At 71.7% G+C, this 12,144-nt stretch carries 10 protein-coding genes; 6 read left to right on the forward strand and 4 right to left on the reverse strand.

Annotated features, from left to right (window positions below):
* Window positions 1-165 precede the first annotated feature (165 nt).
* Window positions 166-1,608 carry a glycine hydroxymethyltransferase gene (locus EJF31_RS03695; protein ID WP_125035717.1) on the forward strand — a complete coding sequence of 481 codons (1,443 nt, stop codon included), beginning with the start codon at window positions 166-168 and terminating at the stop codon, window positions 1,606-1,608.
* 1 nt (window position 1,609) lies between these two features.
* Here EJF31_RS03695 and EJF31_RS03700 read toward each other — a convergent pair whose 3' ends face one another.
* Window positions 1,610-2,287, reverse strand: coding sequence for a response regulator (locus EJF31_RS03700; RefSeq protein ID WP_125035718.1), 678 nt, complete (start codon window positions 2,285-2,287; stop codon window positions 1,610-1,612).
* A complete protein-coding gene (locus EJF31_RS03705; RefSeq protein WP_125035719.1) occupies window positions 2,284-3,870 on the reverse strand; it encodes a sensor histidine kinase in 1,587 nt (528 codons plus the stop codon). The genes EJF31_RS03700 and EJF31_RS03705 overlap by 4 nt, the downstream gene beginning before the upstream one ends.
* Window positions 3,871-3,965: 95 nt before the next feature.
* Here EJF31_RS03705 and EJF31_RS03710 point away from each other — a divergent pair, with 95 nt between their 5' ends.
* Window positions 3,966-5,324 (forward strand): cation:dicarboxylate symporter family transporter, encoded by a 1,359-nt coding sequence (locus tag EJF31_RS03710; RefSeq protein WP_125035720.1) that lies wholly within the window; start codon window positions 3,966-3,968, stop codon window positions 5,322-5,324.
* Between the two features lie 9 nt (window positions 5,325-5,333).
* Here the strand turns inward: EJF31_RS03710 and EJF31_RS03715 are convergent, their stop codons facing one another.
* Window positions 5,334-6,983 carry an acyl-CoA dehydrogenase family protein gene (locus EJF31_RS03715; RefSeq protein WP_125035721.1) on the reverse strand — a complete coding sequence of 550 codons (1,650 nt, stop codon included), beginning with the start codon at window positions 6,981-6,983 and terminating at the stop codon, window positions 5,334-5,336.
* Window positions 6,984-7,000: 17 nt separating this feature from the next.
* On the opposite strand from EJF31_RS03715, the gene EJF31_RS03720 reads away from it, so the two are divergent.
* From EJF31_RS03720 to EJF31_RS03730, 3 genes are all read left to right on the forward strand, one after another.
* Window positions 7,001-7,933 carry a YihY/virulence factor BrkB family protein gene (locus tag EJF31_RS03720; protein WP_125035722.1) on the forward strand — a complete coding sequence of 311 codons (933 nt, stop codon included), beginning with the start codon at window positions 7,001-7,003 and terminating at the stop codon, window positions 7,931-7,933.
* Between the two features lie 34 nt (window positions 7,934-7,967).
* On the forward strand, window positions 7,968-9,041 hold the full coding sequence (locus EJF31_RS03725; protein WP_125035965.1) for a TrkA family potassium uptake protein: 1,074 nt from the start codon (window positions 7,968-7,970) through the stop codon (window positions 9,039-9,041).
* An 85-nt stretch (window positions 9,042-9,126) separates the two neighbouring features.
* Entirely contained in the window at window positions 9,127-11,121 is a 1,995-nt protein-coding gene (locus EJF31_RS03730) for an ATP-binding protein (protein ID WP_125035723.1), read from the forward strand.
* A gap of 71 nt (window positions 11,122-11,192) precedes the next feature.
* On the opposite strand, the gene EJF31_RS03735 is transcribed toward EJF31_RS03730, so the two are convergent.
* Window positions 11,193-11,540 (reverse strand): STAS domain-containing protein, encoded by a 348-nt coding sequence (locus EJF31_RS03735; protein WP_185736125.1) that lies wholly within the window; start codon window positions 11,538-11,540, stop codon window positions 11,193-11,195.
* A 383-nt stretch (window positions 11,541-11,923) separates the two neighbouring features.
* Between EJF31_RS03735 and EJF31_RS03740 the strand changes: the two genes are divergently transcribed.
* The gene (locus tag EJF31_RS03740; protein WP_125035725.1) at window positions 11,924-12,115 is read left to right on the forward strand and encodes a hypothetical protein; all 192 of its coding nucleotides are present in this window, start codon (window positions 11,924-11,926) and stop codon (window positions 12,113-12,115) included.
* Window positions 12,116-12,144: the final 29 nt, after the last annotated feature.

Genomic DNA, 12,144 nt, shown 5'->3' on the forward strand with positions numbered 1-12,144 from the left:
GCTGATCATGTCAAGGAGTCTCACGGGTCGGACGCCCTTCCCACAAGGTGAAATCCCATGATGTGGACACGACGACCACGATGCGAGACGCGGTACGCCGTCTCCCGCCTGCCACGCCCCGGGGTGCGGTCCACGTCACACGGGCCGCAGCCCTAGGCTGTGCCCATGAGCGATCTCTCCCAGCTGACGAGCAGCGCCTACCAGCAGGCCCTCGAGGTCATCGCCTCGGTCGAACCCCGCATCGCCGAGGCCACCCGGCAGGAGCTGGCCGACCAGCGGGCCTCGCTCAAGCTGATCGCGAGCGAGAACTACGCCTCGCCCGCGGTCCTGATGACGATGGGCACCTGGTTCAGCGACAAGTACGCCGAGGGCACCGTCGGGCACCGCTTCTACGCCGGCTGCCAGAACGTCGACACCGTCGAGGCGCTGGCCGCCGAGCACGCCCGCGAGCTGTTCGGCGCCCCCTACGCCTACGCCCAGCCGCACTCCGGCATCGACGCCAACCTGGTCGCGTTCTGGTCGATCCTCGCTCATCGCATCGAGGGACCCGCGCTGGAGAAGCTGGGCGCCAAGAACGTCAACGAGCTGACCGACGAGGACTGGGAGACGCTGCGCCACGAGCTCGGCAACCAGCGCCTGCTCGGCATGTCCCTGGACTCCGGCGGCCACCTCACCCACGGCTTCCGCCCCAACATCAGCGGCAAGATGTTCCACCAGCAGCAGTACGGCACCGACCCGGAGACCGGCCTGCTCGACTACGACAAGGTCGCCGCGAAGGCCCGCGAGTTCAAGCCGCTGGTGCTGGTCGCCGGCTACTCGGCCTACCCCCGGCGCGTGAACTTCGCCAAGATGCGCGAGATCGCCGACGAGGTCGGCGCGACCCTGATGGTCGACATGGCGCACTTCGCCGGCCTGGTCGCGGGCAAGGTCTTCACCGGCGACGAGGACCCGGTCCCGTTCGCCCATGTCACCACCACGACCACCCACAAGTCGCTGCGCGGCCCGCGCGGTGGCCTCGTCCTGGCCCAGGAGGAGTACGCCCCGTCGGTCGACCGCGGCTGCCCGATGGTGCTCGGCGGCCCGCTGTCGCACGTGATGGCCGCCAAGGCGGTCGCCCTCGCCGAGGCGCGCCAGCCCGCGTTCCAGACCTACGCCCAGAAGATCGCCGACAACGCCAAGTCGCTGGCCGAGGGCTTCCTGACCCGCGGCGCCAACCTGGTCACCGGCGGCACCGACAACCACATCGTGCTGCTGGACGTCTCGTCGTTCGGCCTGACCGGCCGCCAGGCCGAGTCGGCGCTGCTCGACGCGGGCGTGGTGACCAACCGCAACAGCGTCCCCAACGACCCCAACGGCGCCTGGTACACCTCGGGCGTCCGGCTGGGCACGCCCGCCCTCACCACGCGCGGCTTCGGCCACGACGAGTTCGACAACGTGGCGGAGCTGATCGTGCACGTCCTCAGCAACACCGAGGCCGGGACCACCAAGGCCGGGACTCCCTCGCAGGCCAGCTACACGCTGGGCGAGGGCATCGCCGCCAAGGTGCGCGACGCCAGCGCCGAGATGCTCGACAAGCACCCGCTCTACCCCGGTCTCGAGCTCAGCTGACCTAGCGCCAGCGGTACTCCACCTCGGGCCGGCCGCTGCCGCCGTAGCGCGGCCGGCGCTCGGCCCGCCCGGTGTCGGCGAGGTGCTCGAGGTAGCGCCGCGCGGTCACCCGGGACGCCCCGACGGCCTCGGCCGCCTCGCTCGCCGACAGCGGCTGCGGGGCGGCCCGCAGGGCCTCGGTGATGTCGCGCAGCGTCTCGGCGCTCATGCCCTTGGGGAGCTCCCCGCCGGGGGTGTGGCGCAGCGACCCGAAGAGCCGGTCGACCTCGTCCTGCACGACCTCGGCGGGTGCGGCGGCGAGCTGCGCGCGGTAGGCGGCGTACTGCTCGAGCTTGGCGCGGAACGTCGCGAAGGTGAACGGCTTCAGCAGGTAGAGCACGACGCCCTGCGCCATCGCGTGCCGCACGACGTCGGCGTCGCGGGCGGAGGTCACGGCGATCACGTCGCACAGGTGCCCGGCGGCGCGGAGCTTCTGGAGCAGGCCGAGCCCGTGCCCGTCGGGCAGGTGCATGTCGAGCAGGAGCAGGTCGACGTGACGGTCGGTGTTGAGCAGGCGGGCCGCCTCCTGGGCGGAGCGCGCGACGCCGGCGACCTCGAAGCCCTCGACGCGGGCGGTGTACGCCGCGTGCGCCTCGGCCGCCAGCTGCTCGTCCTCCACGACGAGCACCCGGATCGTCATGCGGCACCACCGGTCGCGCGCAGGGTGACCCGGAACTCCGCGCCGCCCAGGGGCGACGTGCCGATCTCGACGCTGCCGCCGTGCCGGCGTGCGACCTGTCCGACCAGGGCCAGTCCGATGCCGCGCCCGCCGACGGCACGGGTGGCCTTGGTGGTCCAGCCGCGCTCGAGGACGCGGGCTGCCTCCGCCTCGGTGAGCCCCGGGCCGCTGTCGCCGACGACGACCCGGACCGTGTCGCCCGAGCCGTCGAGCCGGACCGCCACGCGACGGACCGGCTCGCCCGCGACGGCATCGAAGGCGTTGTCGACGAGGTTGCCCAGGACGGTCACCAGGTCGCGGGCCGGCACGGCTGCCTCGGCGGACAGCTCACCGTCGATGGCCAGGTCGATGCCACGCTCGGCGGCGTCCGAGCGCTTGCCGAGCAGCAGGGCGGCCACGACCGGGTCGCCGACGGCGCCGACCATCCGGTCGGTGAGCAGCTGGGCCACCTCGAGCTCCTCGGTCGCGAAGGCCACCGCCTCCTCGGGACGTCCCATCTCGATCAGGGAGACCACGGTGTGCAGCCGGTTGGCGGCCTCGTGGTTCTGCGAGCGCAGCGAGTCGGTGAGCCCGCGCACCACGTCCAGCTCGCCGGTCACCGACCGCAGCTCGGTGTGGTCGCGCAGGGTCACCACGGCGCCGACCTCGCGGCCCTGCCAGGTCGCGGGGGCCGAGCTGACGACGAGCACGTGCTCGCCCGCGACGTAGATGTCGTCGCTCTCCGCCGTCCGACCGAGTGCCGCGGCGACCAGTCCCGGCGGCAGGCCCAGGTCGTGCACGGACCGGCCGATCACGTCGGGCGGCAGGTGGAGGAGCCGTGCCGCCTCGTCGTTGGCCAGCTGCACGCGCCCCTGGTCGTCGAGGAGCAGCAGCCCCTCGCGGACGGCGTGCAGGACGGCGGAGTAGTACTCGTACATCCGGGTGATCTCGCGCTCACCCATCCCGTGGGTGGCGCGCCGCAACCGCCGCCCGACCAGCCAGGTGCCGGCCAGGCCGACCGCCAGCACTGCCAGCGCGGCCAGCCCGATGAGCAGGACGTCGCCCCGGAGGTCCCGGTCGATCCGGTCGATGGTGATGCCGACCGACACGAGGGCCACGACGTCGCCCGAGCCGTCCCGCACCGGCACGACCGCGCGCATCGACGGGCCGAGCGTGCCGGCGTACTCCTGGGTGAAGGTGCGGCCCTCGGGCGCACCGCCGACGTCGCCGACGAAGTGCCGGCCGATCTGGGACGGGTCGGGGTGGCTGTAGCGGATCAGGTCGAGGTTCATGACGGTGACGAAGTCGACCTCCGCGTCGTGCCGGACCCGCTCGGCCATCGGCTGGATCGCGACGCTCGGGTCGGCGTCGTCGAGGGCGGCGAGGAGCGCGGGGGAGTCGGCCAGCGTGGTGGCCACGGCCACCGCCCGCTCGGTGGCGGTCGCCCGGGCGTGGCGCCGGGCGTCGTACGCCGCGAGCGCCAGTGAGGCGACCACCAGCACGAGGACGACCGCCACCTGCAGCACCAGGATCTGGCGCGCGACGGACGGCTCCCTCGCTTGCATGGGCGCATTGTGCCGCACCGCGCGGCCGGTCAGCGGGTCGTGAACTCAACGACCACAACGGTGACGCCCGTCACAGCCGTCGACACAGTGAGCGCATGACCACTCCCTCCACCACGAACCGGGCGGTACCCCGCAGCCGGACGCACTACCTCTACGTCGCCGTCATCGTCGCCGTCGGCCTCGGCATCCTGGTCGGCCTCGTCGCCCCGGACTTCGCCGTCCAGCTCAAGCCGCTGGGCACCGCGTTCGTCGCGCTGATCAAGATGATGATCCAGCCGGTGATCTTCTGCACGATCGTGCTCGGCGTCGGCTCGGTCCGCAGCGCCGCGCGGGTCGGCAAGGTCGGCGGCCTCGCGCTCGGCTACTTCCTCGTGATGTCGACCGTCGCCCTCGCGATCGGCCTGGTCGTCGGCAACGTGCTGCACCCCGGCTCCGGGCTGCAGTTGACGGACGAGGTCGCCAGCGCCGGCGCGGAGCAGGCGGCCGGTGCGCACGGCTCCACGGTCGACTTCCTCGTCGGGATCATCCCGACGTCGATGCTGTCGTCGCTGACCTCGGGTGAGGTGCTGCAGACGCTGCTCGTCGCGCTGCTCGTCGGCTTCGCCGTGCAGGCGATGGGCTCCACGGGGGAGCCGGTCCTGCGTGGCGTCGGGCACCTGCAGAAGCTCGTGTTCCGGGTCCTCTCGATGATCATGTGGGCCGCCCCGGTGGGCGCGTTCGGCGCCATGGCCGCCGTGGTCGGTGAGACCGGCGTGGACGCCCTCAAGAGCCTGGCCGTGCTGATGCTCGGCTTCTACATCACCTGCGCCCTGTTCGTCTTCGTGGTCCTCGGCACGATTCTCAGGGTGACCACGGGGGTCAACATCCTCAGCCTCTTCCGCTACCTCGGCCGCGAGTTCCTGCTGATCCTGTCCACCTCCTCCTCGGAGTCGGCGCTGCCGCGGCTGATCGCGAAGATGGAGCACGCCGGCGTCGACAAGCCGACCGTGGGCGTCGTCGTCCCGACGGGCTACTCCTTCAACCTCGACGGCACCGCGATCTACCTGACGATGGCCTCGCTGTTCATCGCGGCAGCCACCGGCGACCCGCTGAGCCTCGGCGAGCAGATCAGCCTGCTCCTCTTCATGATGATCGCCTCGAAGGGCGCCGCCGGCGTCACGGGCGCCGGCATGGCCACCCTGGCCGGCGGGCTCAGCTCTCACCGCCCCGAGCTGGTGGACGGCGTCGGCCTGATCGTCGGCATCGACCGCTTCATGTCCGAGGCCCGGGCGCTGACCAACTTCGCCGGCAACTCGGTCGCCACGGTGCTGGTGGCGCACTGGACCGGTGGCCTCGACCGGGCGCGCCTGGACCGGGTGCTGGCCGGGGACCTGCCCTTCGACGAGACCACGATGGTCGACGACCACGAGCCCCGGCCGGCGGTCGAGCCGCAGCGGGATCCCGCGCTGGTCTGACCCGCTCGCTCAGAGGGCGGGGGTCGCGCGGTCCACGATGGCCCGCAGGTCCCCGCTCTCGAGCGCGCCGAACACCCCGTCGTACGACGTGCCGAGCCGCGAGGCGCAGAACGCGTCGGCCACCTCGGTCGGCGCGAACTGCACGAGCAGGGCACCCTGCAGGCACGCCGCCATCCGGCCGGCGAGCCGGCGGGCGTTGACCTCGAGCGTGGCGGAGTCGCCGAGCATCGCGAGGGTCTCGTCGACGGCGCGGTCCAGGCGGGCGTCGGCGCCGCGGGCCCGGCCGACCTCGGTGATCCAGGCCGTCAGCACCTCGGGCTCGCGGGAGAGCGCGCGCAGGACGTCGAGTGCGTTGACGTTGCCGGAGCCCTCCCACACGGAGTTGAGCGGGGCCTCGCGATAGAGCAGCGGCATCACCGACTCCTCGACGTAGCCGTTGCCGCCGAGGCACTCCAGGGCCTCGGCCACCATGAACGGGGTCCTCTTGCAGACCCAGAACTTCGCCAGCGGCAGCGCGATCCGGCGCAACGCCGCCTCGTGGGCGGCATCCCGGTCGTCGAGCTTGTCGAGACCGTCGACGGCGGCGGCCAGCCGCATCGCCAGCGCCGTGGCGGCCTCGGTCTCGATCGCGAGGTCGGCCAGCACGTTCTGCATGAGCGGCTTGTCGATGAGCAGGGAGCCGAACGCCGAGCGGTGCGCGGCGTGCCAGGACGCCTCGGACAGCGCGCGGCGCATCAGCGACGTCGAGCCGAGGACGCAGTCGAGGCGGGTGGCCGCGACCATCTCGATGATGGTCCGCACGCCGCGGCCCTCGTCGCCGAGGCGCTGCCCGATCGTCCCGTCGAACTCCAGCTCCGAGGAGGCGTTGGAGCGGTTGCCCAGCTTGTCCTTGAGGCGTACGACGTCCAGTCGGTTGCGGCTGCCGTCGGCCAGCACCCGCGGGACCACGAAGCAGGTCACGCCGTCGGCCGCCTGGGCCAGCACGAGGAACATGTCGTTCATCGGGGCCGAGGTGAACCACTTGTGCCCGTGCAGGGTGTACTCGCCGTCGACCGAGGTCGGCCGCGCCTCGGTGACGTTGGCCCGCACGTCGGAGCCGCCCTGCTTCTCGGTCATCCCCATGCCGGCGAGGGCGCCGCGCTTGGTGGCGGGGGGACGCAGGCCGGGGTCGTAGGTGGTGGAGGCGAGCAGCGGCGTCCACTCCTTGGCGATCGCGTCGTCGGCGCGCAGCGCCGGCACGGAGGCGTAGGTCATCGAGATCGGGCAGCCGTGGCCCGGCTCGGTGTGCGACCAGGCCATGAACCCGGCCGCGCGGCGCACGTGGGCGTGGGGGGAGTCCTGCTCCCACGGCGTCGCGGCGAGCCCGTGGCCCACCGCCCGCTCCATCAGCCAGTGCCAGGACGGGTGGAAGCGGACCTCGTCGATCCGGTTGCCGTAGCGGTCGTACGGCGTGAGCTGGGGGTGGTTCTCGTTGGCGAGGATGCCGTGCTCGCGGGCCTCGGCCGACCCCGCCTCGGCACCCAGCGGGGCCAGGTCCTCGACGACGTCGGCGGAGCCGTGACGGGTGATCGCCTCGACGAGCGCCCGGTCGGCGGTGACGACGTTGTGACCGACCAGCGGCGGCGCCTGGTTGGTGGATACCCGGATGTCAGTGCCCATGTGGATACCGTAGAGCCATGCCGCCCTCGGAGAACCAGCCGTCCGAGGCGGCCCCGGACGATCGCCTCCACCGGGCGCTCGACACTCTCTGGCGCCTGGTCGTCACGACGGTGAGCTCGTGCCTGCGCCACCGGGTGACCGGACTGGCCGCGGAGGCGGCGTTCTTCGCGGTCCTGAGCGTGCCGCCGCTGATCTTCGCGCTCGCGGGTGCGATCGGCTACGTGACCGACCAGTTCTCGCCGGCCCAGGTCACCGACGTCCGGGCGGCCCTGATCGACCTGTCGCGGCGGGCCCTGACCGAGACCGCGGTCAACCGGATCATCATCCCGACCCTGGACGACGTGCTGCGCGGCGGACGGTTCGACGTGATCTCGCTCGGCTTCGTGCTCGCCCTGTGGTCCGGCTCGCGCGCCCTCAACGTCTTCGTCGACACCATCACGATCATGCACGGCCTCGGCGGGCACCGCGGGATCATCAAGACCCGCGCGCTGTCCTTCGGCCTCTACGTGCTGGCCATGGTCACCGGCGTGCTGTCGATCCCACTCGTCGTGGCGGGTCCGGGCCTGGTCGACGACTGGCTGCCGCCGAGCTTCGACTTCGTCCTGCACTTCTACTGGCCCGTGGTCGTGGTGATCTGCGTCTGCTTCCTCGCCACGCTCTACCACGTGTCGGTCCCGGTGCGGACCAACTGGAGCTTCAACCTGCCCGGCGCGACGTTCTCGCTGGTCGTGTGGGTGCTGGGCTCCTACGTCCTGCGCGCGATCCTCACCGTCACCGCCGCCGACTCGAAGTCGATCTACGGTCCGTTGGCGGCGCCGATCGCGGTGCTCATCTGGCTCTACCTCGTCAGCATCGCCGTGCTCATCGGTGCCGCGGTCAACGCGGCGTTCGACACGGTCTTCCCCCAGACCACCACGACCACCGCCCGGTTGACCCGGTCGGTCGACTAGATTCTCGACCGTGCCTGACGACCCGAGCGACCTGATGGCAGGGCGCGCCAGCGGCAAGGTCTCCCTGCCCGAGCCCGTGCGGTCCCCGTGGTACGCCCTGACCCGCCGGCTCCTCGCAGCCGTCATCATCCTCGTCGGCACCGTCGTGATCGTGTACGCCGATCGCAGCGGCTACCGCGACGGCAACGACCCGACCGGGGTCGTCGACCTCGCCGACGCGATCTACTACACGACGGTCACGCTCAGCACGACCGGCTACGGCGACATCGCCCCGGTCTCCGAGCGCGCCCGCCTCGTCAACGCCTTCGTCATCACACCCGCCCGCATCGGCTTCCTCGTGCTGCTGATCGGAACCACCCTGGAGGTGCTCGCCTCGCAGGGCCGCGAGCTCTTCCGGGTCGCCCGCTGGAGGAAGACCATGGGTCACCACGTCGTCATCATCGGCTACGGCACGAAGGGTCGCAGCGCCGTCGAGACCCTCGTCAACAACGGCCAGGACCGCGACGGCATCGTCGTCGTGGACCCCAGCAAGATCGCGCTCGAGGACGCCCACTCCGACGGCCTGGCCGTCGTCACGGGCGACGCCACCCGGCGCGAGGTGCTCCGCCGCGCCGGCGTCGCCGAGGCCGACCAGGTCATCATCACGACCAACCGCGACGACTCCAACGTGCTCGCCACCCTGACGGTCCGCCAGCTCAACCCCGACGCGTGGATCGTCGCGGCGGTCCGTGAGCAGGAGAACGCGCCGCTGATGAAGCAGTCCGGCGCCAACTCGGTGATCACCTCCTCCGACGCGGTAGGCCGGCTGCTCGGCCTGTCCTCGATGTCGCCGATGCTCGGCTCGGTCATGGAGGACCTGCTGACCTACGGCGAGGGCCTCGAGGTCGCCGAGCGCGACCTGCTGGTCAACGAGGTCGGCCAGCAGCCGCAGGCGCTGCCCGACCAGGTCATCGCGGTGGTGCGCGACGAGAAGGTCTACCGCTACTTCGACCCGGTGGTCACCCAGCTGGCGCGCGGCGACCGGCTGATCGTCGTCCGCCCGGCGCGCGAGCTGCCCTGGGCGCCGCGGCCCGGCACCCACGACGAGGACTTCGCCTCCGACGACTGAGCCGGACCACTCGCGCGTTTCCCCGACGGGTCCGGGATTTCCCACTAGCCTCGGTCCGGGGTGGGGGCCCAGTAAGGGGAAACTCATGTCGGGGACCCGACGACAGGGCGTCGTGGACTCGTCACCGACCGTGGTGGCGGGGTTCGTGGCGGCCTACGTCGCACTGGGGTTCGTCGGTCGGTGGACGATCGGCGAGGGGACGACCTTCGCGCTGATCTGGCCGGCCGGCGGTCTTGCCGTGCTCTGGTTCCTGCTCCGCGGCGCCGGACCCCGATCGGTCGACACGGCCCTGCTCGCGATCGCGACGTACGCCGTCAACGTGGTCACCGGGGCGCCGTACGACATCGGCCTGCTCCTCGTCGTGACCAACGTGGCGCAGACCCTCGCCGCCGTGGCCCTGGTCCGGCGCTACTGCCCGGAGCTGTGGGGGGCCGGGGGCGACCGCCCGCTCGACTCGCCCGGGGTGCTGGTGCGGTTCCTGTCCACCGCCGTGGTCGCGACGGGCCTCGGGGCGGCCCTCGGGGCGGCCGGGACCTCCCTGCTCGCCGGAGGCTTCGACGGCACCGGCGCGGTGCTCTGGCTGGGCCGCAACCTGTGCGGCGTGCTGATGGTCGTGCCCGCCGGGCTCCTGGTGGCCCGACTGCGTTCCGTGCCGGCCGACGAGCCGGTGATCGGACCCGCCGGCCGTCCCGAGCTCGCCACCGCTGGGGCCTTCACCATCGCGATGTACGCGCTCGCGTTCACCTTCGACGACCTGCCCCTCGCCTTCCCCCTCGTGGCCGGTGTCGTGTGGGTCGGCATGCGGTACACGACGGTGGTCTCGGCGGCGTACGCGACCCTCAACGGCATCGCCACGATCCGGCTCACGCTCAACCACATCGGGCCGTTCGCCGCGGTCGAGGATCCGCAGGTCGGGGCGTTGCTCGCGCAGTTCTACATCGTGACCATCGTGGTCACGGGGCTGAGCCTCTCCACGGGCCTCGACGAGCGCCGCCGCCTCGAGGCCGAGGTGCGGCGCAACGAGCAGGAGGCGGTCTACCAGGCCGAGCTGCTCAACTCGGTCATCACCTCGATGACCGAGGGCCTCACGGTCATCGACGACACCGGTGCCTTCCTGATGCGCAACCCCGCCGCGAGCGAGGCGATGGGCAACGGCCCGGACGGTCCGCTGCCCGGGCTGCCGAGCCTGGCCGGGACCTTCGCCGACGGCTCACCCATCCCGGAGGGGCAGCGTCCCTCCCAGCGTGCGCTGCGCGGCGAGACCGTGCGCAACGTCGAGGTGCTCGTCGGCGACGACGGTCAGGGTCGCGTCCTCACCATCTCGGCCGTCCCCCTGCCGCGGGACGAGGACCAGGACCGCGCCCGGGCGATGCTGCTCTTCCACGACGTCACCGACGACTACCGCCGCCGTGAGGACCTCACGAACTTCGCGGGCGTCGTCGCCCACGACCTGCGCAACCCGCTGGCCGCCATCGACGGCTGGACCGAGCTGATCGGTGACGAGATGGAGGCGGGGGAGTTCGACCCGTCGCTGCTGCGCGACTTCGTCGACCGCGTCCGCTCCTCGGCCGGCCGCATGGGGGAGCTGGTCCGGGACCTGCTGGCCTACGCCACCAGCGACGCCGCCGACCTCGAGCTCGCACGCGTCGACCTGGCGCCGATCGTGCGCGACGTGGCCGCCTCGCGCGAGGTCGAGGGGCTCGTCACCGTGCGCGACCTGCCGCCCGTGCACGCCGACCCGGTCCTCGTGCGTCAGCTGCTCGACAACCTGATCGGCAACGCGGTCAAGTACGTCGCCCCCGGGGTCGAGCCCAAGATCGAGGTCTTCGGCCGGGTCGAGGACGGGCTCGTCGTGACCGCCGTGGCCGACAACGGCATCGGGGTGCCTCCCGGCGAGCACGAGAAGGTCTTCACGGAGTTCCACCGCGCCAACACCGGCGCCTACGAGGGCACCGGGCTCGGACTCGCGATCTGCCGTCGGATCGTGACCCGGCTCGGCGGGAGCATCGGCGCCCGCGACAACCCGGGTGGGCAGGGCACCGTGTTCGAGTTCACGCTGCCGTCGGGCGGACCGGACTGATCGTCACCCGTTCGGGTGTGTCGCCGCCTCGGGCGGGGACGTCACGATGGTCGCGCCTGCAACGGCACTGCTCATCGTCCCCGATCCACGGGGGTTTCGGGGACGGTGAGCGAGCCCAGACCCAGCACCGTGTCGATCCCGGTGAGGGCGCAGAGCCGCTCGAAGCTCGGGCTCACCGACGTGAACTGCATCGACCCGGACTCCTCCGTGAGCGCGCGGAGCGTCCGGATGAAGACCCCGAGCGCCGACCCGTTGACGAACGTCACCCCGCCGGCGTCGACCAGCACCTGGTGGCACCCCTGCTGGCGGGCGCGGTCGATGCGCATGCCCACCCGTCGGGCCGAGAACAGGTCGAGATCGCCGCGCACCTGCACGCGGACGGTGGGGGGACTCATCGAGGAGCGAACGGTCAGGGTCACGGGCGCCGCGATTCTGGGGCATTGGTCCGGGAGCGGAGGCGCCTTGGTGGCGGGACACGAGAAGCGCCCGGATCCTTCGACGGTACGCCGGGGTCCGCCGTACCGTCGCATTTCCGCTGGAAACTTCACTTTCGGAACCTTGAGGGTTTCTTGAGGGAATCCCGAGGCTGGCTTGCAGGACCGGCCGCTAACGTAGTCATCAGAACCGCCGGTGACCCGAGACGCCGGCGGTTCTGCTTATTTCCGGACGATGTGTGTTCTGGTCCCCACCTGCAATTTTCCTGTGGTTCACCTAGTCCGTTCGGGTCACGTCCCGTATCTTCGTGCCATCGCGGTCGTGCCATGCGGGGCCGTCTCGGACGCGGTCATCACGGGGGACAATGATGAGCTCTGATCCAGCCACGCACGGGGGCTTCTTCACCTGCGACCGGTGCTTCTGCATCGTCGCCGAGAGCGGTCGCGACGGGCACGCCTGGTGGCACGCCGGGCTGATCGAGCTGATGCTGCTGATGGACCGTCAGGAGCGCGCGGCCCGCGCTGCTGCGACGGACACCGCGGTGCCTGTGCCCGACTGACGCCCGGACGTGGCTCCGTCGGCCCGCTC

It is taken from the genome of Nocardioides sp. LS1 (assembly GCF_003865225.1).
GTDB lineage: Bacteria > Actinomycetota > Actinomycetes > Propionibacteriales > Nocardioidaceae > Nocardioides > Nocardioides ginsengisegetis.